Origin of the sequence: Oscillibacter sp. KLE 1745 (assembly GCF_000469445.2) — a bacterium.
In the GTDB taxonomy this organism is placed as follows: Bacteria; Bacillota; Clostridia; order Oscillospirales; family Oscillospiraceae; genus Oscillibacter; species Oscillibacter welbionis.
This window is the reverse complement of record NZ_KI271721.1, coordinates 28,521-50,922: the sequence shown is the minus strand read 5'-3', so window position 1 is coordinate 50,922 and position 22,402 is coordinate 28,521. Positions and strand designations below refer to the sequence as shown.

Sequence of the window (22,402 nt, the reverse complement as noted above, 5' to 3'; positions counted from 1 at the left end):
CCGGTACAAGGGCACCCACCCCCGCACCTTTCAGGAGAAGTACAAAGAGCATGACCCGGAGAAGTACCGCTCTGATGTAGAAAAGATCATCGAGAGCGGCAAGACCCCGGCAGGGATGCACATCCCCATTCTGGTAGACGAGATCCTGGAGGTCCTTCAGATCCAGCCGGGCCAGACCGGCTACGACGCCACGCTGGGCTACGGCGGCCACACCCGCCGGATGCTGGCACAGCTCCAGGGGCAAGGACACCTATATGCCACGGACGTGGACCCCATCGAGATGGAAAAGACCCGCGCCCGGCTGGCATCTGCGGGCTTCGGGCCGGAGCTCCTCACCATCCAGCATCGGAATTTCGCCGACGTGGACCAGGTGGCCCCCGGCGTGCTCTTCGACTTCGTGCTGGCGGATTTAGGCGTCTCCTCCATGCAGATCGACGACCCGGCCCGGGGCTTTACCTTCAAGCAGGACGGTCCCCTGGACCTGCGGCTGGACCCCTCCTCCGGCGTCACCGCGGCGGAGCGGCTGCGGCAGCTGGACCAGGAGGAGTTGGCGAACCTGCTGGTGGAAAATTCCGACGAGCCCTACGCGGACCGCATCGCAAAGGCCGTCATTCAGGTGTTCCGCCGGGGCGGCACTGTGGACACCACCCGGCAGCTGTACGCTCTCATCGAGGGGGCGCTGTCCTTCCTCCCCGCCGCCGAGCGCAAGGAGGCGGTGAAGAAGTCCTGCCAGCGGACCTTCCAGGCATTGCGGATCGACGTGAACAGCGAGTTCGAGGTGCTGTACGCCTTTCTGGACAAGCTCCCCCATGTGCTGAAGCCCGGCGGGCGGGCGGCCATCCTCACCTTTCACTCCGGGGAGGACCGGCTGGTGAAGCAGGCCTTCCGCCAGCAGTACCGGGATGGGCTGTACAGCGACATCGCCCAGGAGGTCACCCGTCCCTCCCCTCAGGAGTGCCGCCGGAACCCCCGGGCCCACTCCACCAAGCTGCGGTGGGCTGTCCGGGCGGAGTGAATGCTGATTTTATGGAAAAGGAGTTGACATCCATGCTGCGGGATGAGACGATCCGTCGGGTGATCCAGTTCCGGGACGACCGGGAGTGGCGGCAGTTCCACACCCCCAAGGACCTGGCCATCTCCCTGTCCCTGGAGGCGGCGGAGCTGCTGGAGATATTCCAGTGGAGCGGCGCGGACCTGGAATGCCGGGACAAGCTGGGCCGCATCCGGGAGGAGCTGGCGGATGTGCTGAGCTACTGCGTCCTGATGGCCGATGTGTGCGGCCTGGATCTGGATGAGATCCTGAACGCCAAGGTGGATCAGAACGCCGCCAAGTACCCGGTGGAAAAGGCCCGGGGCAGCGCCGCCAAATACACAGAGCTGACCTGACTGTTCTCCGGATCCCGACCGCTCCGCGCCCTGCCGCACGGGGCGGTTTTTCCGCATCGACAGCTTTTCTCCGGAACGCACAAATTTCCTCGCCGAATTTTGGAAGACACTATGGTAAATGCAACTTTTCATCCCATATCTAGTGTGGTATGATAACAATGCTTACTAGATATATTACAATTGAGATTGATTCTACAAGAGAGGCGGAGAGTCCCATGAAAGTCATGAAGCGGAACGGCACGGAGGTCATCTTCGACATCACGAAGATCATCGCCGCCATCACCAAGGCCAACAACACTATCGAGGAGGACGCCCGGATGACCCCGGTCCAGATCCAGCGGATCGCGGAGTCCGTGGAACTCAGCTGTCAGAAGATGAACCGCTCCCCCTCTGTGGAGGAGATTCAGGACCTGGTGGAGTCCCAGATCATGGCTCACGGGGCCTATGAGGTGGCCAAGAACTACATCACCTACCGCTATGTCCGCTCTCTGGTCCGCAAGAGCAATACCACCGACGAGAAGATCCTCAGCCTCATCGAGTGCTGCAACGAGGAGGCCAAGCAGGAGAACTCCAACAAGAACCCGGTGGTGAACTCCACCCAGCGGGACTACATGGCCGGCGAGGTCTCCCGGGACCTGAGCGAGCGGCTGCTGCTGCCCGCCGACATCGTGGAGGCCCATCGGGAGGGCATCATCCACTTCCATGACTCGGACTACTACGCCCAGCACATGCACAACTGTGACCTGGTGAATCTGGAGGATATGCTTCAGAACGGCACCGTCATCACGGACACCCTGATCGAGCGGCCCCACAGCTTCTCCACCGCCTGCAACATTGCCACTCAGATCATCGCTCAGGTGGCTTCCAACCAGTACGGCGGGCAGTCTATCTCCCTGGCCCACCTGGCCCCCTTCGTGGATGTGAGCCGGAAGAAGATCCGCCGGCTGGTGGAGCAGGAGATGGAGGCCCTGGGCATCCGGCCCACCCGGGAGAAGATCGAGGAGCTGGTGGAGACCCGTCTGCGGGATGAGGTCCGCCGCGGCGTCCAGACCATCCAGTACCAAGTGCTGACCCTGTTGACCACCAATGGCCAGGCCCCCTTCGTGACGGTGTTCATGTACCTGGGTGAGGCCAAGAATGAGCAGGAGAAAAAGGATCTGGCCCTCATCATTGAGGAAACCTTGGAGCAGCGCTACCAGGGCGTGAAGAACGAAAAGGGCGTGTGGATCACTCCCGCCTTCCCCAAGCTGATCTATGTGCTGGAGGAGGATAACGTCCACGAGGATTCCCCCTATTATTACCTGACCAAGCTGGCGGCCAAGTGCACCGCCCGCCGGATGGTGCCCGACTACATCTCTGCCAAGAAAATGCTGGAGCTGAAGGGCGATGTGTATACCTGCATGGGCTGCCGCTCCTTCCTGACGCCGGACCGCTTCACAGATGCCGGCATCGGCAACATCGCAAACGCCGGCAATTATGAGCCTGGCAAGCACAAGTACTACGGCCGCTTCAATCAGGGCGTTGTGACCATCAACCTCCCTGACGTGGCTCTGTCCTCCGGCGGCGACCTGGACAAGTTCTGGAAGATCTTTGACGAACGGCTGGAGCTGTGCCACCGTGCCCTGATGTGCCGGCACAACCGGCTGAAGGGCACTCTCTCCGACGTGGCCCCGATTTTGTGGCAGTACGGCGCCTGCGCCCGGCTGAAGAAGGGCGAGACTATCGACAAGCTGCTCTACCACGGCTACTCCACCATCTCCCTGGGCTACGCCGGCCTCTACGAGTGCGTGAAGTACATGACCGGCAAGAGCCATACGGACCCCTCCGCCACCCCCTTCGCCCTGCAGGTGATGCAGTACATGAACGACGCCTGCAGGAAGTGGAAAGCGGAGAGCGACATCGACTTCTCCCTCTACGGCACGCCTCTGGAGTCCACCACCTATAAATTTGCCAAGAGCCTGCAGCGCCGCTTCGGCATCATCGAGGGCGTCACTGACAAGAGCTACATCACCAACAGCTACCACGTCCATGTGACAGAAGATATCAACGCTTTCGACAAGCTGAAGTTTGAGGCCCAGTTCCAGGCCCTGTCTCCCGGCGGCGCCATCAGCTACGTGGAGGTGCCGGACATGCAGAACAACCTGGAGGCGGTGCTCCAGGTGATGAAGTTCATCTATGAAAACATCATCTACGCCGAACTGAACACCAAGTCCGACTACTGCCAGGTGTGCGGCTGGGACGGCGAGATCCAGATCGCGGAGGAGAACGGCAAGCTGATCTGGAAGTGCCCCCAGTGCGGCAACACAGACCAGGACAAGATGAATGTGGCCCGCCGGACCTGCGGCTACATCGGAACCCAGTTCTGGAACCAGGGCCGGACTCAGGAGATCCGGGACCGGGTGCTGCACCTGTAAAATATTTCGTTCAAAAGGCAAAGCCTTTTGAACGAAGAGATTGCAGTTTGTGCGCGCACTCGCTTCGCTCGCACACTTACAAACTGAGCGGTGTTTTTCCCGAGGCGCATGTCCCCGGGAAAAACGATCAAACTCAAATGGGCGCCTGCGGGCGCCCATTTTGAAGAATAGCAGGAGGGCTGTCATGTACTACGGTGAGATCAAAAACTGCGACATTGCCAATGGCGAGGGAGTGCGGGTCACCCTGTTCGTCTCTGGCTGCACCAATCACTGCAAGAACTGCTTTCAGCCCCAAACCTGGGACTTCTGCTACGGCCAGCCCTTTACCACCGAGACGGAGGATTATTTGCTCTCCCTGCTCTCCCCTGTCTACATCAACGGCCTGACACTGCTGGGGGGCGAGCCCTTTGAACCGGAGAACCAGCGGGCCCTGGTGCCCTTTCTCCGGCGGGTCCGGCAGATGTATCCGGACAAGACCATCTGGGGCTTCTCCGGCTTCACCTATGAGGAGCTTACCTCGGACGGCACTCATCCCCGCTGCGAGGTGACAGACGAGATGCTCTCCCTGTTGGATGTGCTGGTGGACGGCCGCTTCGTAGAGGAGCTGAAGGACCTGACCCTCCGGTTCCGGGGCAGCTCCAACCAGCGGCTCATCGACCTGAACGCCAGCCGTCAGGCCGGTTGCCTCTGTTTCCTGCCGGACCGCCCCCGGGGCGGCCGCTGAACAGCAGCCTCCAACCCGTTTTTTCAGAGGCGCCCCGCCCTTCGGTGTGGGGCGCCTCCTTCTCTTTCGGTGCCTGCCGAATTTTAAAGGAAGACCCGTAGAAATTTTGGCAGATTGCTTCTTGACATTTGCTAGTTTGCTAACTAAAATATAATCCTGTTCAGTTGGAGGAGGTGTTTCCATGCAGCATGAGCGGTACGTCGGGTATGAGATCAAGGCACTGTCCAATCTCCTGCGCAGACGGCTTTGGGGGCCTGCCGACCATCCCCAGAGCATGCTGACGGAGATCGAGGGCGTTTTGATCGGTTATCTCTGCCACAGCCAGGGCCGGGAAATCTATCAAAAGGATCTGGAGCGCGCCCTCTGCATCCGCAGCTCCACCGCCTCCCGGCTGCTGAAGCGGCTGGAGGACGAGGGCCTCGTCCAGCGCTCTATGGGAGTCAGGGACGCCCGGATGAAGCGGATCACGCCCACACTCCGGGCGCAGGCGCTGAATCAGGAGGCAGAGCGGCGGATCGCCGCCACAGAGGCGACGCTGACCAGAGGCATCTCTCAGGAGGAGATTGACCAGTTCCTGGCCATCGCGGAAAAGCTGAAGCAAAATCTCATTTGACCAACCGGGCCCGGCCGGGAAGCGGCTCAATCGCTTCCCCCGGCACAGCAAAGACACAAGGAGGTATTCTATGAAGAAAAAAAGGAGCCTGGCCAGCTGTATTCAGGAGTTCTGGCCAGCCACCATCCTGACGCCCATCTTCGTCATCGGCGAAGTGGCGTTTGACGTGTTGATCCCTCTGATGACCGGCAAGCTGCTGGACGAGGGGGTCAAGGCCGGCAGCATGCACCATATTGCCGCCTACGGCCTCACCGTGGTGGGAATGGCTGTTCTGGCGCTGATCTGCGGCGGACTGTCCGGCCGTTTCGGCGCCAAGGCCTCTACGGGCTTCGCGCGGAATCTGCGGCGGGAGATGTATCGGAATGTCCAGAAGTTCTCCTTTTCCAACATTGACAAGTTCTCCACCAGCGGCATCATCACCCGCCTGACCACAGACGTGACCAACGTCCAGATGGCTTTTATGATGGTCATCCGTATCGCGGTCCGGTCCCCCATCATGTTGATCTGCGCCTGGGTACTCACCCTGCGCATCAACCCCAAGCTGGCACTGATCTTCCTGGTGGTCATCCCGATCCTGGGCATCGGCCTGGCGCTCATCATGACCAGGGCCCACCCCATTTTTGAACGGGTCTTCAAGCGCTATGACCACCTGAACAACGTGGTGCAGGAGAACCTGCTGGGCATCCGGGTGGTGAAGTCCTTTGTTCGGGAGGACCATGAAGTAGAGAAGTTCGGCAAGGTCTCCCAGGAGATCTACATGGACTTCTCCAAGGCGGAGCGCATCCTGGCCTTCAATATGCCTCTGATGCAGATCTGTGTGTATGCCTGCATGATCTCCGTGTCCTGGATCGGCGCCAACCTGATCGTGGGCGGCAGCATGACCACCGGCCAGCTGACCAGTATGTTCAGCTACATCATGATGATGCTGATGAGCCTGATGATGCTCTCCATGGTACTGACTATGATCATCATGGCCCGGGCCTCCGCAGAGCGGATCACAGAGATCCTGAACGAGGAGAGCGATCTGAAGAACGGCTCCCAGCCCATCGAAGAGGTCAAGGACGGCTCCGTGGTGTTTGAGAACGTCAGCTTCTCCTACGCCAAGGACCCCAGCAAGGAGTGCCTGAAGAACGTGAACCTCACGGTGAAGTCCGGTGAGACCGTAGGTATCCTGGGCGGCACCGGCACCTCCAAGACCACCCTGGTCCAGCTGATCCCCCGTCTGTACGACGCCACTGAGGGCCGCGTCCTGGTGGGCGGCGCGGACGTCCGGGACTACGATATGGACGCCCTGCGGGACCAGGTGGCCATGGTGCTGCAGAAGAACGTGCTGTTCTCCGGCACCATCAAGGATAATCTCCGCTGGGGCAAAAAGGACGCCACTGACGAGGAGATGGTCCGGATGTGCCAGCTGGCCCAGGCGGATTCCTTTATCCAGGAGTTCCCCGACAAGTACGACACCTATATCGAGCAGGGCGGCTCCAACGTCTCCGGCGGGCAGAAGCAGCGGCTTTGCATCGCCCGGGCCCTGCTGAAGCACCCCAAGATCCTGATCCTGGACGACTCCACCTCCGCCGTGGACACCAAGACCGACGCCCTGATCCGCAAGGCGTTTCTGGAGGAGATCCCGGATACCACCAAGTTCATCATCGCCCAGCGGGTCTCCTCCATCGAGGACGCCGACAAGATCCTGGTGATGGACGGCGGACAGATCGTGGCCATGGGTACCCACGACGAATTGCTGAAAACCTGTGATATCTACCGCGAGACCTATGAATCCCAAATGAAAGGAGGCAGTGACAATGAGCAGTAAGCAGATCCGCAGCGGCGCCAAGGCACCCGGCCATCGCCGGCACATTGTCGGCCGCCTGATGGGCTATATCAAACGGGGGTACAAGGCCCGCTTCATCATTGTTCTGGTGTGCATTCTGGTCAGTGCCATCGCCAACGTGGCGGGCTCTCTGTTTCTGGGCAGTCTGATCGACGACTATATCACCCCCCTGCTGGGTGCGGCGGATCCAGACTTTTCCGGCCTGGTGCGGGCCCTGGTGATGATGGGTTGCCTGTTCCTGGTGGGTGCCCTGTGCGCTTACGCCTATAACCGGAACATGATCGTGGTGTCCCAGGGCGTACAGAAAACCATTCGGGACGACCTGTTCGGCCACATGCAGACCCTGCCTATCAAGTATTTTGACACCCACGCCCACGGCGACGTGATGAGCGTCTACACCAACGATGTGGACACCCTGCGGCAGATGTTCGCCCAGAGCATCCCCCAGGTCATCAACTCCTCCATGACCATTCTGGTCACCTTCCTGGGTATGCTGTTCACCAACGCCCTGCTCACGGTTGTGGTCCTGGTGTGCGTCTGCTTCGCCCTGGTGGTGACACGGTTCCTGGCCGGCCGCAGCGGCCGCTACTTCCTCCGCCAGCAGAGCACCCTGGGCGCCCTCAACGGTTATATCGAGGAGATGATCAACGGTCAGAAAGTGGTCAAGGTCTTCTGCCATGAGCAGGAGGCCCAGGACGGCTTTGACCGGGTCAACGACGAAATGTTCCACAGCGCGGACAAAGCCCACACCTACGCCAGCATCCTGATGCCTATCATGGTGAACATCGGCAATGTCCAGTACGTGATCGTGGCTATGGTGGGCGGCGCTCTGGCCCTCAGCGGGGTGGACACCACCATCACCCTGGGCGTTATTGCCAGCTTCCTGCAGCTGTCCAAGAGCTTTTCCAACCCCATCAACCAGATCTCCCAGCAGTTCAACTCCATCATCATGGCCCTGGCCGGCGCGGAGCGGATCTTCGCCCTGATGGACGAGGAGCCGGAGGAGGACCACGGCACTGTGACGCTGGTAAACGTGTCCTATGATAAAGAGGGCCACCAACTGGAGGAGTCCGAGAAGCGCACCAACCTCTGGGCCTGGAGGGTCCCCCACAGCACTGACATGGTGATGGTCCCTGTGCGGGAAGAGGCGGACGGCTCCTTCACGGAGCTGAAGGCCCCCGAGGCTGGAAAAGACGAGGCCTGGGCCTGGAAATACCAGGAGCACGGCAAGGCCTTCTACCGCCCCATCCTGGGCCCGGTCCGAAATGTCGAGAGCGAGGACTACTACCTCATCAAGCTCTCCGGCGACGTGCGGTTCGACCATGTGGACTTCGCCTATGAGGAGGGCAAGACCATCCTCCACGACATCAGCCTCTTTGCCAAGCCCGGCCAGAAGCTGGCCTTCGTGGGCGCCACCGGCGCCGGCAAGACCACCATCACCAACCTGATCAACCGGTTCTACGACATTGCCGACGGCAAGATCCGTTACGACGGCATCTCCATCAACAACATCCGCAAGCCGGACCTGCGGCGCAGCCTGGGCATCGTGCTGCAGGACACCAACCTCTTCACCGGCACCGTCCGGGAGAACATCCGTTACGGCAATCTGGATGCCACGGATGAAGAGGTGGAGGCGGCCGCCGCCCTGGCCAATGCCGACGACTTCATCCGCCGCCTGCCCCAGGGGTACGATACCATGCTCACCGGCAACGGCGCCAATCTGTCCCAAGGCCAGCGGCAGCTGCTGGCCATTGCCCGGGCAGCCGTGGCAGACCCGCCGGTGATGATCCTGGATGAGGCCACCAGCTCTATCGACACCCGGACGGAGGCCATCGTTCAGCAGGGCATGGACTCCCTGATGTATGGCCGGACGGTGTTCGTCATCGCCCACCGGCTCTCCACCGTCCGCAACTCCAACGCCATCATGGTGCTGGACCACGGCCGGATCGTGGAGCGGGGCGACCACGACGATCTGATCCGCCAGCACGGACTGTACTATCAGCTGTACACTGGTGCCTTCGAGCTGGAATAAGCGAACATCAAAGCCACCGGAGCATTTGCTCCGGTGGCTTTTTTCTGTTCAGCGCCCCGCTCACGATTCCAGCATCTCCCGCACCAGCGCCTGGAAGGCCCGGCCCAGCTCCTTGGAATCCGCTCCTTCCAGTGCCTCCGCCCGGGCCATGATCCGCCGCAGGGTGTCCAGGTCCTGCTGCAGGAACAGCTCGCAGAGATACCGCTTCATCCTGCCGTTGTTGTACCGCTCCAGCGCCACCGTCAGCAGGTCCACCTTTTCCTCATACTCCGCCAGCCAGGCGGGCAGGCCCTCCGCCGCCACGGCCTGGCAGGTCCGCTCCTTCACGCGGCCCGTATCCAGGTCCCGGAAATCCCCCATCTTCCCCAGCTTCGGGCAGGGGAAGTCCCCGCACTGTCCGCAGTGGTCCAGTCCCTTTTCCCGGACGCAGCGGTGGACCTTGCAGGGCACAGTGTAGTATCCGTCGCAGGAGCAGCCGGGACACCGGCTGCTTCCCTCTGTCCGGCAGCGGGTACAGAGGGCGCAGGGCATCCCGCAGTATCCGTAGGCATAGTGGCTCATAGGTCCTCCTTCCCTTCCGGACCGGGAATCTCCGTCCCGTCCATCTCCCGGTCGATCAGCGCCAAGGCGATCCGGAACGCCCGGATGCGCCGTACCGTCAGCGTGTGGGGCGACGTGCCCGGTCGCAGCTTCTCCAGCGCCTTCTCACACTTGCGCAGGGTGGAGTCGATGGATCGCCGGGCCTCCGCCAGCTCTTCCCGTGTGTATCTCATCGCTTGCTCTCCGCAAAGTCCCATGCCTCCCGCAGCCAGCCCATCAGCTCTTCGTTGATCTGGTCCGCCTCTGTCACCAAGACATGGTGGGTCCAGCGGCCGGGATACGGCTCCGAGGCCGCCACCACCCGGGGCGAGTCCAGCCGGTACGGCAGTCCAACGGTCACCATCAGGCACATCTTCGGCCAGTCCTTCCGCCGCCGCACCGGCAGAGATGCCGCAGCGAACAGATGCCGGCCGTAAAAGCTGATCTGGCTTTTCTGCACCTTGACGGTTCCCTCCGGAAACGCCCCGTCCATCCGCCGGAACAGCGCTTCATACAGCGCCAGCTCCGCCGGATGGCCGTCGAAGAACATCCCCGCATCCGCTGTGCAGTGCTCTGGTACGCGCATAGTGATCCGCCTCTCCTCTTCCGGCCTCTTAATCTCCATCAGCGCCGGTTACAGGCCGTTGACCACCCGTTCCGGACGCTTGCCGTCCATCAGCTTTTCCAGATCCGCAAACACCATCCGCGCGGCCTCTCGGAACGCCGCATGGCTGATCCCGCCCTGGTGGGGGCAGAGGATCAGCCGGTCCGGGCACTCCGCCGCCAGCCGCACCAGCGGGTGCTCCGCCGTCACAGGCTCCGGGTCATAGGCGTCCAGCGCCGCCCCCGCCAGACGGCCGGAGCGGATAGCCTCGCACAGGGCCGCATCGTCGATCACCGCGCCCCGAGCGGTGTTCACCAGATAGCTCCCCGGCCGTATCCGGCCGAAGAACGCCCGGTCCAGCAGGTGGGTGCTCTCCGGCGTGGCGGGCAGATGGAGGCTGATGATGTCACAGGTCTCCGCCAGCTCGTACAGGGGCAGATACCGGGCGCCGCACGCCTCCTCCACAGCCGGATCCTGCCGGTGCCGGGCGTAGTAAAACACCTCGCTGCCGTTGGCCCGCAGCCGCTGCGCCGTAGCCTGGCCGATGGCGCCGAAGCCCACCAGCCCCACCCGGCAGGTGGACAGATCTTCCGGCACATGGGCTGCCAGCTCGTTCACCGCCTCATGCTGCTGCCCGGCCCGCACCATCCGGTCTCCCCACAGCGTCCGGTGCAGCAGCATGCTCATCAGCGTCACCGCCAGCTCCGCCACGGGGCCTGCGTTGCACCCGGCGCAGTTGCACACATAGATGCCCCGCTCCCGGGCCGCCGCCAGGTCAATCCGGTCGTAGCCCACCCCGTCGCTGTGGATCAGCTTGAGATGCGGCATCCGGGCGATCAGTTCCTCTGTCACCGGCGTCACCGGTGCGGCCACCAAAGCCTCCGCATCGCCGCCAGCTGCCAGCCAGCGCTCCTCCGGCCCCTCCCGGTCCGTGAACACCAGCTCCATCCGCCCCGCAGCGGGAATATCGGGCAGATACCGGTCATATCGGCTGCTGGGATGTAAGATCAAAACCTTCAACGCTCTTTCGCCTCCAAATCATTTGCCCGGCCCACTGCCTCCACATCTGCGGCGGTGATCCGCGTCAGGTCCTCCCGGTTGACGGACGCCTGTCCCGCCAGACGGCCCGCCTGCCGGACCAGGATCTGCTCAAACAGGTTTCGCACGCCCCGGGCGTTGCCGAAGGAGGCCGCATCCGCCATCCGCCTTTCCAGCAGGGAGCGCAGCGGCGCCTCCGCCTCCGGCTCCAGAATGTAGCACCCTTTTTCACACTGCATCCGGAAGATGGCCAGCAGTTCCTCCGCCGTGTAATCTGCAAAGTGGAGAAAGCGGTTGAACCTGGACTCCAGTCCCGGATTGGAGTGGATGAACTCGTCCATCAGCCCGTCGTAGCCCGCGACGATCACCACCAGGTCGTCCCGGTGGTCCTCCATGGCCTTCAGCAGCGTGTCGATGGCCTCCTGGCCGAAGTCGTTGGCCCCGCCGCCGTTGAGGGCGTATGCCTCGTCGATGAACAGCACACCCCCCAGAGCGGAGTCGATGACCTTCCGGGTCTTGATGGCTGTCTGTCCCACGTAGCCCGCCACCAGCCCGCTGCGGTCCACCTCCGCCAGCTGCCCCTTGGACAAGATGCCCAGGCTGTGGTAGACCCGGGCCATCAGCCGGGCGATGGTGGTCTTTCCCGTGCCGGGATTGCCGGAAAACACCATGTGGAGACTCATGTCCGCTGTGGGCAGGCCGTGCTGCCGGCGCAGACGCTCCACCGCCGCCAGATTGATGAGGTCTTTCACCTCCCGCTTCACCGCACTGAGGCCCACATAGCTGTCCAGCTCCTTCTGCAGGTCCTCGATGTTCTCTTTGGGGGGAGCTTTGGCGGTGTCTTCCTGTTTCTGTTCTGCCGCCTCTGGCGCCTTTTTCTCCCCGCCGTCTGCCGGCGGGATCCTTTTTTCTTTCTCCGGCAGCGGAGCCACAGGCACATGCTTCTCCGGTGTCGGAGTGCCCCAGAAGTCCGCGCCCATGCGGCTGAGGTTGTGCTCCGTCATAGAGCGGATCACCTCCAGCTGCCGCAGGATGATCTCGTCCTTTTTGCTCTGATCCCGCTTGTCCATCCGCTCACACCCCCCACAGTCTTGTATGTACCAGCGCCCGGAACAGGCAGGCGGCGATCAGCCCCGTCAATGCCCCGGTAAAGAGGGACACCCCCAGCAGCACCGGCAGGTAGTACAGCGGCGCCGTGTTGCCCAGCGTCAGCACGGCTGCGGCCACCTGGCCGCAGTTGTGGGCCGCTGCTCCGCCCACAGACACTCCGTAGACGGAGAGGCGCTTCAGCCGGGAGAGGGCGATCATCACCCCCATGGCCGTCACGCCCCCCAGCAGGGAAAAAATCAGCGCGTTCATGTTTCCTGCAAAGACCGCCCCCAGCAGGCACCGGGCCACCAGGATCAGCAGCGCCTGCCCCGGTCCCAGGGCGTACAGGGCGAACAGCGTCACGATGTTGGCCAGTCCCAGCTTGATCCCCGGAATGGGGATGGCCAGGGACAAGGGGAAGAAGTTCTCCAGATAGCTGAGCGCCAGCGCCATGGCCGTCAGCACCGCGCACAGCGTCAACTGTCTCGTCGTCAGTTTCATGGCGCCTCCTTATCCGATCACCAGATCCACGCCGTCATCCGCCGCCGCGCCGCCCTCCAGCTGCACGACGATCCGGGCGGGCAGGCACACGATGCTCTGTCCCCCGCGGGTGATCTCCCCCATGTGGACGCAGTCCTGGGTGGGGCAGTCGGACACCGTCACCTGGGCAGACTCTGGCCCAAAGGCCACCCGGAGGGTGTAGCCGTTGGACGTATAGGTCCGCTCCTCCGGTCCCGACAGGTCCGCCAGCACCACCCGGTCCACCGGCTCGCCGTTCGCAGACACTACCGCCGTCAGCGGGCCTATTTCCTCTCCCCCAGTCCAGAACAGAGCCGCGCAGGCCACCGCCAGCGCCAGCACAGCGGCCGCCGCCAACGCATCCCAGCCGTTTGGCCGCAGCTTAGGAGACGATTTCATACGCATACCCCGCCGAATCGTCCGGCCGGAACCGGTCCGCGATGCCTGCAGTCGCCAGCAGCCGGCCGTCCTCTGTCACCAAGATCAGGTCAAAGTCATAGACGCCGCTGCGCCAGAGCTCCAGCGCCCGGTCCTCCCCCATGACGAACAGGGCCGTGGAGAGGGCGTCGCACATCGTGCCGTTGCCCGCGGCCCCATCCGCCACCACGGTGACGGAGGTAAGTCCGCTCTCCGCCGGGTGGCCGGTGGCAGGATCAATGATATGGTGATAGAGCTGTCCATTTTCCTCAAAATACCGCTGATAGCCGCCGGAGGTGACGGCAAAGGCGTCCGACGCCTCCAGGATCCCCGCCAAAGCCCCCGCGGACCGGGCCGGGTCCTGAATGCCGATCTGCCAGGGCTCCCCCTCCAAGTTCCCGCCGCAGACCCAGGTGTTCCCACCCAGGTCCACGATGCCGTGGGTGATGCCGTGCTCCTGGTAAATCGCAGCCATCCGGTCGCTGGCATACCCCTTGGCAATGGCTCCCAGGTCAATCCGGGTGCCCTGGTCCAGCGAGACAGCAGTCCCCTCCTCCAGGTGGACATGCTCCGCCCCCACGCAGGGCAGCAGCAACGCCAGTTCAGCGTCCTCCGGCACCCGGTAGGTGTCCTCCGTAAAGCCCCAGGCAGAGGACACCGGCGCCAGGGTGATGTCAAAGGCCCCGTCTGTGGCAGCGCTGAAATCCAGGGCCCGGGCAATCAGGTCGCGGAGTTCCTCCCCCACATCCACCGGCGTCCCCCCCGCCGCGCTGTTCAACCGGGACACTGCGCTGTCCTCCCGGGTGCGGGAGAGCGCCTCATCCAGGCGGTAGATCTCGTCTTCCGCCGCCGCAAGCGCCGCCTCCGTCTCCCCGCCGCAGGCCCGCAGGCCCATCACCGTGTCCATGGCGAAGACCTGTATGCTCTGCATCTCCTGCGCCGCAGTGCCGCCGCAGGCGGTCAGGCTCCCCGCCAGCAGCAGTGACGCCAGCAGTGCGCCCAAACGTTTCATAAGCAAATTCCTCTTGTCATCAGTATTTTTCGCAAAAAATCTCATAATAGAGGAGTATACCACGCCCCCGGGCAAATCTCAACCGGCAATCCTGACTCCTGTTGGAAAAAAGGGAAAAGTCTGGCTCCTTCCCCTTGCAAAGGCACGAAATATCTGCTATACTATCATAGTATGCCAGCGGAAGCGCATGTTTTCCCGCGGCTATTTTCGGAACAAACACCCTGGAGGTTGTCCTATATGTCCAAAAATCCTGTCAGTAAATCCAAGCCGGTAAAGCGGAACGAGCCCATGCACAACGCGCTCAAGTTTTTTCTGGCCGGCTGCGTGGCGGAGATCTATCTGTTGGTCATCCGCCGCTTCTATGTGAACGGCACCGCCAATGAGCTTCTCGCATGCGACGCCGCACTGCCCTATCTGATGGCCGCGGGTGCGGCAGTGGCTGTGATCGGTCTGGTCCTGGGCATCGTCTGGCGCCAGCAAACCAAGCGCCGCTGGATCGGCTGGTCGGTGTTTGCCGCCGGCGTTTTCCTGGGCGGTTCCGCCTGGATGATCCGCACCTTCTACGACTCCGCTCTCACCTTCCTGTGCGTGGTGGTTCCGGTGGTCATGCTGCTGGGCATTCTGTGGAATCTGTACGATCGGGAGTGCTCCTGGTCCCTGACCATCCTGGGTGCCTCCCTGATCGCCCTGTGGGTCTGCCGGCGGGTGCTGGACAGCATCTTCCTGGGTACCTATGTCCGGATCGCTGCGGTAGTCTATATCGTGGTACTGATCGTAGCGGCTTTCCTCACCAACAAGGCGGACAAGAATGGCGGCAAGCTGGGCAATCTTCAGGTGTTGACTGCCGGCGCGGATCCCATGCCCATCTATGCGGCCTGCGGCCTGTCCGTCGTGGCGCTGGCCATCGCTCTGTTCAGCAGCACCATCGCCTATTACGCCATGTGGGCCCTGGCCATAGTGGTCTTTGCCCTGGCGGTGTATTACACGGTCAAGCAGCTCTGATAGATCCGCAGCCCCCCTTCGGGCATTCCGAAGGGGGGGCTGTTTTGTTCTCTCGCGTCCCGACAAAGGGACCCCCTTTCCGCCGCCTTGCAGCGCAGTATGTCCCGCAAGGCAAGCCGCTTTTCGTGGGAAGAAACCGCTCTGCCGCCCTAAACGGCTCAATACGCACGGCGGAAGAAGCGTATGGTATTTCTTATAAGAGCCAGCCGCCAAGGCAGACGGTTGTTCTTCCGGCGGGAGGGTCCGGACTTTGCGGCATGAAAACTGCGCATCGGTGAGCGGAAAATTCGTTATCAGCGATCCGAATCCCAAAGCAGCAGGCCACTCTTCCACCAACCGCCGCGGGGCACTGCCGGAATTATAAAAAGCTTCTTCTCTGGCTTGACGTCGCTTCCAGGTCAAGTTGGAACAGTCCGCCGCCCCGGCACATGTCTGTGAGCAGATTCCAGCCATTGGGGACTGGACAGGATGCTGAAGAGTGCGGCCCCATGATCTGCGCTGCAATAAACAAAAGAAGGATTCCCCGTACGGGGAATCCTTCCGATAATCAAAGCAAAATCCGTCTGTGGGCAAGCCATAACCGCCGGTTAAGCCGGAGGCTTGCGTAGGCCCTATAAGGGCCTATTACCGGCAAGCGTCTCAAGACACACGGAAATTTATTCCGCTTGCATCACTTGCCATACAGCCCGTAAACGGGCAATCACCGTTCTAATAGCAGATTTCTATTAGCGGAAGGTTCATGTTAGCGGCTCACTTCACTCGATGTTTGATATTAAAGCTCTTTTTACGGGGCGCCCCACCGGCAGAGCTGATGGGGCGATCCAATGAGAAATCGCCGCAGTAAAAACTGCAGCGATTTCTAGTTTTGGCAAGGGGTAACAATCCAAATCCTCTCAGGTCGTTTGCAATTTTTCTTGAGAAGCACCCAACCGGCCTTCTGGCCGGCGGCGCCTTTGCGCCGTACAAGCGTTTTGCCACAGGCAAAACCTTGGCGCAGGGCGAATTCACTTCGCCCGAGCATTTCAATCACTGAAGGGTGGAGCGACCAACGGGAGCGAAACCCAAAAGAAAATGCGACTTGTCGAAACAAGTCGCATTTTCTTTTGGTGGACTCGAAGGGGATCGAACCCTCGACCTCTGCGATGCGAACGCAGCGCTCTCGCAAGGTGGTAAGTTTTCTGCCCACGGACTGCGGTGTATGGTTTGATGAAAATGCTGGACGAGGAGCAGATGCAAGAAACACTACCCACAGTTTTTCAATAAGGAGGGAGTGGACAGCAAACTTATATGCGGAGAAGACTAAAAGTTATTTTTTTTCCATGACAAATTTATTCTTGACAAAGAAAGATGGCCTGGTGTATAATGGGGACAATTCATCAGAGGGAAATTTTTTTAGAAAGCCATTGTTATTTATTGGCCGTGACAAAAGAGGTGAAAGAATGAAGTTGCAGGACCTTGCGAGTGTTCGCAGCGGCTTGGTCTTGTCGAGAAAACAGGCCAAAGAGCCAAGTGAGTATCGATATCCCTTGATTAATCTGCGGTGTATCCAGCAGGAAGGGACAATTCAATTGAAAGAGGCCGATATCTATGAAGCAAAAGAACCGCTGAAAGAAGAATACCTCTCGCAAAGCGGAGATATCATTGTCCGCCTTACAGCTCCCTATACAGCAGTTCTGATTGATGAAACTACATCTGGAATGGTGGTTTCCTCAAACTTTGTAGTGATTCGAGTTGAAGATAAGAGCCTGTTGCCAGAGTATCTTTTTTGGTTGCTGAATACAGAAAAGATAAAACGAAAAATTTATGAGAATGCAACCAGTAATATGCTTGGCGCAGTTAACGCAAGATTTTTAGCTGACTTTGAATTGGCCCTTCTTTCCGTGGAGGATCAGCGTAAAATCGCCCAGTTCAATCTGCTGGCCAAAAGAGAACGCCAATTACTTAGGATGTTGGCAGATGAAAAAGAAAAGTATTATGCTGGTGTACTGAATCAGGCGTACAAAAGAGCAAAGAAAGGGAAATGAAGATGACAACCAGAAAAGATATTGAGCAGGTCCTGTGGAACGCCTGTGATAGTTTCCGCGGCAAGATCGACAGTTCCCGCTATAAAGACTATATCCTCTCCATGCTGTTCGTAAAGTACCTCAGCGATGTTTCCAAAGAGAGGCGCGAAGGGTATATCAAACAGTATGACGGGGATATGCGCCGAGTGGAACGGGCCATGAGCCGGGAACGCTTTGCAATGGACGAGCAGTCCACCTTCGACTATCTCTATGCCAACCGGAACGATGCTGAAATCGGCCAGAAAATCAATGTGGCATTGAACCACATCGAGGAACACAACAGCGGAAAGTTGCGCAATGTATTCCGGGCTATTGACTTCAACTCCCAGGTAGACTTCGGTGAACCAAAAGAGAAGAATGCTACCCTGCGTAACCTTCTGGAGGATTTCAACGGTCTGGATCTGCGTCCCAGTCAGTTGGGTTCCGCCGATATCATCGGAGATGCCTACGAGTACATGATTGCTATGTTCGCCTCTGATGCCGGGAAGAAGGGAGGCGAATTCTTCACGCCAAGCCAAGTCTCTGAACTGGTAGCCTCTCTGGTGCAGCCCAAGGAGAACGACCGAATCTACGACCCCACATGCGGCAGCGGCGGCTTGTTGCTGAAAGCCTATAAAAAAGTACCCAGTGGCAAGGTGGCTGTCTATGGCCAGGAGCTCAACGCTCAGACCTGGGCTCTCTGCACTATGAATATGTTCCTGCACGGTGTGGATGATGCCCGGATCTGGCAGGGCGATACTCTCTCTAATCCTCAGAATGTTGAGGATGATAAGTTAATGAAGTTCCAGGTGGTGGTGGCAAATCCGCCCTTCAGTCTGGACAAGTGGGACAGCGGCTTCCTTTCGGAGGCTGAGGCAGACAGCAAGGGCAAGAAGAAAATGTCCGCCGAACTGGATCAATACCACCGTTTCGATTGGGGTGTGCCTCCTACTTCCAAAGGTGATTATGCCTTTGTGCTGCATATGCTTTCCAGTTTGGATGCCGAGAACGGTCGCATGGCGGTGGTGCTGCCCCATGGTGTTCTGTTCCGTGGAGCCAGCGAGGGAAAAATCCGCCGTCAGCTGGTGGAGATGAATCTGCTGGATGCAGTCATTGGCTTACCCGCCAACTTGTTCTACGGCACTGGAATCCCAGCTTGTATTCTGGTATTTAAGAAGAACCGCACCTACCGGGATGTACTGTTCATCGATGCCTCTGGGGACGGAAACTTTGAGAAGGGTAAGAACCAGAACATTCTGCGGGACTGCGACATCACTCGTATTGTCAATGCCTATCAAGCGCGGCAGAATGAGGATAAGTACAGCTATGTGGCCTCCTTCGATGAGATCAAGGAGAACGACTTCAACCTAAATATCCCCCGGTATGTAGATACCTTCGAGGAAGAAGAACTGGTAGATATCGACGAGGTGCAGCGAAACATTGCTGATATCGAGGCGGAACTGGCTCAAGTACAAGCGCAGATGAAAAAATATATGGATGAACTTGGAAGCTAAGGAGGTAGAGGAGTTGGCTACAACCGTTAATAATGCATTTGCTGAATTTATGAGGGATATTGTCAATCTTGACCCGGATGTTGTATCCGAAGCAAGAACGAGTCGAGACAACCTGCTTGATAATATCGCCGAATTTGATGACAAGGACGGCTTCTTTGATTTATGTGATAGCTTTAATGTACATTTTGGTTCATTTGCGAGAAAGACTAAATGCCGTGATCTTGATGATGTGGATTTGATGATCGGTATTGCTGCTAACGGTGCAACGTATTATTCCGATGACCCATGGGACGAGGTCAGAATAACTGCAAGTACCACCAATGCAGCACAAAAAGATTGCACACGCGAAGATGGAACACTTAACAGTACCCAGGTATCTAATAAATTTAAGAAAAAGTTAGAATCAGTGAGAGAATATTCGCGTTCTGAGATTCGTAGAAACGGCGAAGCGATTATTTTAAATCTAAAATCAAAGGAATGGTCTTTTGATATTGTACCTTGTTTCCATACGGTAGAAGAAAGCGATGGTAGATCATATTATTTAATTCCAAACGGAAATGGCAATTGGAAAAAGACAGCACCCGATAAAGACAAAGGGCATGTTACAAGCACAAACCAAAGTAAAGATGGACGCGTGTTAGAGTTAATTCGCCTTTGCAAAAAATGGAATAAAGTAAAGAACGCCAAAACACTGCCGTCATATATGCTTGAAACGATGATTATAAATTTTGCGGATTCTCAAGCAGTACTAAATGAGTACATAGATCTTCGTTTTCGAGATGCGCTGAGTTATATAGCAGGACATATTTTGAATCCAGTATATGATATGAAAGGAATTCAAGGCGATATCAACAATCTTGGCATAGATGATAAATTGCGCCTTCAGCAAAAGGCATGGACTGATTACAATAAGGCATGTGAAGCTTGGCAACAAGAACAGGCTGGTAACCATAAAGAGGCTATTAAAAAGTGGGGTGAAATTTTTGGAAGCGACTTCCCGACATACGGATAATAGTATTTTTGCTTGTCAGAATGAAGAATTCTTACTCAAATGCCAGTTAGCTCAAAGAAATGAGTATTCTCATGCAAAAAGAGCCAGTCGGATAAAGTCGACGGTAACTCTTATATTCACGATCTGTTCTATCGTTGCGTCTATTGTAGATTGTGATACACTGTCTGCCATATCCAGCTTATTTGCCGTAGGATTGGTTGTGTTTAACAAATACTCAGATGGACATATTTCCGCTCACAAAAAACACGCAGCTTCCATACAACAGTATATTGATGTGACGCTTTTTGCTTCGGCTATAGGAGGAACTAAGTCTGAGTGGGGCGAATTGCCGAATAAGACCGACCTTGCAGAGACGATAAGTGAATTTTCAGGTGAAGATACCTCTGATATGAAAAACTGGTATAGTGATTACTCCTCTTTGCCAGGTGAAGCTCAGATTTTTCATTGTCAACGAGAAAATGTAAGATGGGACTACGGTTTGCATAAATCTTATATCTGCCTTCAGCTTGGCATTTTGCTGGCTGCAGTCGTTGCTATGATTGTAACTATGTTCATCGTTAATCCTGACTTTATAAAGCTGATATGTATTTTATCATGGTTAACACCACTTGCAGAATATACATATTCCATTTGCAAAGAAGTCTTCGAGAGTATTTCACTTTTACGAAAAATTGATAGTTTTTGCGATCAAATTGAAAATAAGCTATCAGGAGATAACAGTGTATCTGTTAAAGAAGAATTGATTGATTTGCAATATAAGATTCGAGAAAGACGAGAAGTGGGTTTTCTTATTCCAGATTGGTTTTATAAAATGCGAAAGAGAAAGCATCAGAAGCAAGAAGACAGTATTGCAGAAACCATTGTTAATTTGAGCCAAGAGAATGGTGAGCAGAGATGATATTAAGAACGCGAAATATAATCGAGCAAATCGAGCGCGGAAATGTTCCAGAGGGATATAAAATAACAAAGGTAGGGATTTTCCCTGTCGATTGGGATGTGTATATGCTTGGAGATTGCCTTAGCCGTGTGGAGAGACCGGTGGAGGTTAAGCCTAACGAATTGTACACGCAAATCGGTATCCGTTCCCATGGAAAAGGCCTCTTCTATAAAGAACCAGTTACAGGCGCAGCGCTGGGAAATAAGTCTGTTTTTTGGATTGAGCCGGACTGCTTTATAGTAAATATTGTTTTCGCATGGGAACAGGCAATCGGGAAGACCACACAATCTGAAGTAGGAATGATTGGTTCCCACCGTTTTCCGATGTACCGTCCTGTAAGCGATAGGGTTGATGTCGATTACCTGATTTCTTATTTTTTGACAAAGCGAGGAACCGATATTCTGGAGGCAGCCTCTCCCGGAGGTGCAGGGCGAAACAAAACTCTGGGGCAAGATCGCTTTTTGAAAAGCAAAGTCATACTGCCCCCCATTGAAGAACAGCATAAAATTGCCGCCATCCTCATCACTCAGGACAAGGTAATTGAGTTGAAAGAAAAGCGCCTTGCCGAAAAGCAGCGGCAGAAAAAGTACCTCATGCAGCAGCTTTTGACCGGCAAAAAACGCTTGCCGGGGTTTTACGGGGCATGGAGCTTCCCAAAAGCAAAAGAACTATTTCAGAGCGTTTCTGATAAAGACCATAACGGTGATTTGGCTGTATTGTCTTCTACGCAAGACAGGGGTATTGTACCGAGGGATGAAGTGGATATTGATATAAAATATGACGCTTGTTCCTTAGTGAACTACAAAAAAGTTTCCAAGGGTAATTTTGTAATCAGCCTCCGCTCATTCCAAGGTGGTATTGAGTATTCTACTTATACCGGGCTTGTTAGTCCTGCTTATACAGTTTTATCTTCCAGAAAGGAAATATCCGACGGATACTATAAGCAGTTTTTTAAAAGTACGGATTATATTAACCGATTAAATGTCGCAGTTTATGGAATTCGAGACGGGAAGCAGATCAGCTATGAGGACTTCGGCCGTCTTCGGATACCATATCCACCTATTAAAGAACAGGATGCCATTGCTGAAGTCCTTTCTACCGCTGACCATGAAATTGACCTGCTCCAGCAGGACATTGAGCAAGAAAAACAAAAGAAAAAAGCCCTGATGCAGTTGTTGCTGACGGGCATTGTGAGGGTGAAAACATGACGGGAAAAGAAATGCAGGAACATACCTTCAAAGAACTGCTAAAGAAGGTTGTGGACAATGGGCAGAATTACACGGAAAAGATGAAGTCTGACCTGAAAGAAATTATTGACCACGGCAAGTCTCCTGAGGAGATTTGTGAGGCAACCCTTGCCTATTTTGCCATGCACAGGTGGTATTGAAAGGAGGTGAAAACGCATGGCAACCAATCCCCCCAGCGGTGACGGACATAGAAACGGTGCGGTAAAAGACCGTTCTCAGACGTTCAACCCTGTTACAAAACAATGGGTAAAGCGAGACAGTGACACCGGTCGTTTTATGGATGTCAAAAAGGATGGCACTCCTTTTAAGGGAGTCCGCAAAGAAAAGTAAATCCAGAGACAGGAGAGCGAGGCGGGATTTCCCGCCCCGCTATTCCTGCTTTTACTGATA

23 protein-coding genes are annotated in these 22,402 nt (G+C 57.1%); 15 read left to right on the top strand and 8 right to left on the bottom strand.

The annotated features are described in order from the left end of the window. The 7 genes from rsmH to HMPREF1546_RS08585 form a co-directional block, all read left to right on the top strand. On the top strand, positions 1 to 1,015 hold a 1,015-nt coding region (rsmH, locus tag HMPREF1546_RS08615), incomplete at its 5' end, for a 16S rRNA (cytosine(1402)-N(4))-methyltransferase RsmH (RefSeq protein ID WP_021751860.1). Between the two features lie 32 nt (positions 1,016 to 1,047). Further along, positions 1,048 to 1,386, top strand: coding sequence for a nucleotide pyrophosphohydrolase (locus HMPREF1546_RS08610; RefSeq protein ID WP_036628054.1), 339 nt, complete (start codon positions 1,048 to 1,050; stop codon positions 1,384 to 1,386). 215 nt (positions 1,387 to 1,601) lie between these two features. Continuing rightward, on the top strand, positions 1,602 to 3,800 hold the full coding sequence (gene nrdD / locus HMPREF1546_RS08605; protein WP_036629918.1) for an anaerobic ribonucleoside-triphosphate reductase: 2,199 nt from the start codon (positions 1,602 to 1,604) through the stop codon (positions 3,798 to 3,800). A gap of 184 nt (positions 3,801 to 3,984) precedes the next feature. Then, the gene (gene nrdG, locus HMPREF1546_RS08600; protein ID WP_021748614.1) at positions 3,985 to 4,524 is read left to right on the top strand and encodes an anaerobic ribonucleoside-triphosphate reductase activating protein; all 540 of its coding nucleotides are present in this window, start codon (positions 3,985 to 3,987) and stop codon (positions 4,522 to 4,524) included. A gap of 181 nt (positions 4,525 to 4,705) precedes the next feature. Beyond that, positions 4,706 to 5,137, top strand: coding sequence for a MarR family winged helix-turn-helix transcriptional regulator (locus tag HMPREF1546_RS08595; protein WP_021748615.1), 432 nt, complete (start codon positions 4,706 to 4,708; stop codon positions 5,135 to 5,137). A 70-nt stretch (positions 5,138 to 5,207) separates the two neighbouring features. Further along, positions 5,208 to 6,950, top strand: coding sequence for an ABC transporter ATP-binding protein (locus HMPREF1546_RS08590; RefSeq protein ID WP_021748616.1), 1,743 nt, complete (start codon positions 5,208 to 5,210; stop codon positions 6,948 to 6,950). Then, entirely contained in the window at positions 6,940 to 9,000 is a 2,061-nt protein-coding gene (locus tag HMPREF1546_RS08585) for an ABC transporter ATP-binding protein (RefSeq protein WP_021748617.1), read from the top strand. The genes HMPREF1546_RS08590 and HMPREF1546_RS08585 overlap by 11 nt, the downstream gene beginning before the upstream one ends. A 60-nt stretch (positions 9,001 to 9,060) precedes the next feature. Here HMPREF1546_RS08585 and HMPREF1546_RS08580 read toward each other — a convergent pair whose 3' ends face one another. From HMPREF1546_RS08580 to HMPREF1546_RS08545, 8 genes are read right to left on the bottom strand one after another with little or no spacing between them, the layout of a single operon-like run. After that, positions 9,061 to 9,561: a DUF3795 domain-containing protein gene (locus tag HMPREF1546_RS08580; RefSeq protein WP_036629920.1), complete on the bottom strand. Its 501-nt coding sequence runs from the start codon at positions 9,559 to 9,561 to the stop codon at positions 9,061 to 9,063. After that, positions 9,558 to 9,773 carry a hypothetical protein gene (locus HMPREF1546_RS08575; RefSeq protein ID WP_021748619.1) on the bottom strand — a complete coding sequence of 72 codons (216 nt, stop codon included), beginning with the start codon at positions 9,771 to 9,773 and terminating at the stop codon, positions 9,558 to 9,560. The genes HMPREF1546_RS08580 and HMPREF1546_RS08575 overlap by 4 nt, the downstream gene beginning before the upstream one ends. Continuing rightward, complete coding sequence (locus HMPREF1546_RS08570) at positions 9,770 to 10,165, bottom strand: DUF5655 domain-containing protein (RefSeq protein WP_051319995.1); 396 nt, start codon at positions 10,163 to 10,165, stop codon at positions 9,770 to 9,772. Before HMPREF1546_RS08570 ends, HMPREF1546_RS08575 begins: the two co-directional genes overlap by 4 nt. Positions 10,166 to 10,213: 48 nt before the next feature. Then, positions 10,214 to 11,203, bottom strand: coding sequence for a 2-hydroxyacid dehydrogenase (locus HMPREF1546_RS08565; protein ID WP_036629922.1), 990 nt, complete (start codon positions 11,201 to 11,203; stop codon positions 10,214 to 10,216). Continuing rightward, positions 11,200 to 12,291, bottom strand: coding sequence for an AAA family ATPase (locus HMPREF1546_RS08560; protein ID WP_021748622.1), 1,092 nt, complete (start codon positions 12,289 to 12,291; stop codon positions 11,200 to 11,202). Before HMPREF1546_RS08560 ends, HMPREF1546_RS08565 begins: the two co-directional genes overlap by 4 nt. A gap of 4 nt (positions 12,292 to 12,295) precedes the next feature. Beyond that, the gene (locus tag HMPREF1546_RS08555) at positions 12,296 to 12,811 is read right to left on the bottom strand and encodes a Gx transporter family protein (RefSeq protein ID WP_021748623.1); all 516 of its coding nucleotides are present in this window, start codon (positions 12,809 to 12,811) and stop codon (positions 12,296 to 12,298) included. Between the two features lie 9 nt (positions 12,812 to 12,820). After that, positions 12,821 to 13,228: a NusG domain II-containing protein gene (locus HMPREF1546_RS08550; protein ID WP_021748624.1), complete on the bottom strand. Its 408-nt coding sequence runs from the start codon at positions 13,226 to 13,228 to the stop codon at positions 12,821 to 12,823. Then, entirely contained in the window at positions 13,212 to 14,258 is a 1,047-nt protein-coding gene (locus HMPREF1546_RS08545) for an FAD:protein FMN transferase (RefSeq protein WP_051319994.1), read from the bottom strand. The genes HMPREF1546_RS08550 and HMPREF1546_RS08545 overlap by 17 nt, the downstream gene beginning before the upstream one ends. Positions 14,259 to 14,495: 237 nt before the next feature. Here HMPREF1546_RS08545 and HMPREF1546_RS08540 point away from each other — a divergent pair, with 237 nt between their 5' ends. The 8 genes from HMPREF1546_RS08540 (at position 14,496) to HMPREF1546_RS19180 (ending at position 22,342) form a co-directional block, all read left to right on the top strand. After that, on the top strand, positions 14,496 to 15,260 hold the full coding sequence (locus HMPREF1546_RS08540; RefSeq protein WP_021748627.1) for a hypothetical protein: 765 nt from the start codon (positions 14,496 to 14,498) through the stop codon (positions 15,258 to 15,260). Positions 15,261 to 16,213: 953 nt separating this feature from the next. Beyond that, entirely contained in the window at positions 16,214 to 17,284 is a 1,071-nt protein-coding gene (locus tag HMPREF1546_RS19610; protein ID WP_301546140.1) for a restriction endonuclease subunit S, read from the top strand. 2 nt (positions 17,285 to 17,286) lie between these two features. After that, a complete protein-coding gene (locus tag HMPREF1546_RS08530; protein WP_198016059.1) occupies positions 17,287 to 18,816 on the top strand; it encodes a type I restriction-modification system subunit M in 1,530 nt (509 codons plus the stop codon). Positions 18,817 to 18,829: 13 nt separating this feature from the next. Then, positions 18,830 to 19,828, top strand: coding sequence for a hypothetical protein (locus HMPREF1546_RS08525; protein ID WP_036629925.1), 999 nt, complete (start codon positions 18,830 to 18,832; stop codon positions 19,826 to 19,828). Beyond that, positions 19,800 to 20,726, top strand: coding sequence for an S-4TM family putative pore-forming effector (locus tag HMPREF1546_RS18820; protein ID WP_021748634.1), 927 nt, complete (start codon positions 19,800 to 19,802; stop codon positions 20,724 to 20,726). The genes HMPREF1546_RS08525 and HMPREF1546_RS18820 overlap by 29 nt, the downstream gene beginning before the upstream one ends. Further along, positions 20,723 to 21,973 carry a restriction endonuclease subunit S gene (locus tag HMPREF1546_RS08515; RefSeq protein ID WP_021748635.1) on the top strand — a complete coding sequence of 417 codons (1,251 nt, stop codon included), beginning with the start codon at positions 20,723 to 20,725 and terminating at the stop codon, positions 21,971 to 21,973. Before HMPREF1546_RS18820 ends, HMPREF1546_RS08515 begins: the two co-directional genes overlap by 4 nt. Continuing rightward, the gene (locus HMPREF1546_RS08510) at positions 21,970 to 22,152 is read left to right on the top strand and encodes a hypothetical protein (protein WP_021748636.1); all 183 of its coding nucleotides are present in this window, start codon (positions 21,970 to 21,972) and stop codon (positions 22,150 to 22,152) included. The genes HMPREF1546_RS08515 and HMPREF1546_RS08510 overlap by 4 nt, the downstream gene beginning before the upstream one ends. A 16-nt stretch (positions 22,153 to 22,168) precedes the next feature. Further along, a complete protein-coding gene (locus HMPREF1546_RS19180; protein ID WP_021748637.1) occupies positions 22,169 to 22,342 on the top strand; it encodes a hypothetical protein in 174 nt (57 codons plus the stop codon). Positions 22,343 to 22,402: the final 60 nt, after the last annotated feature.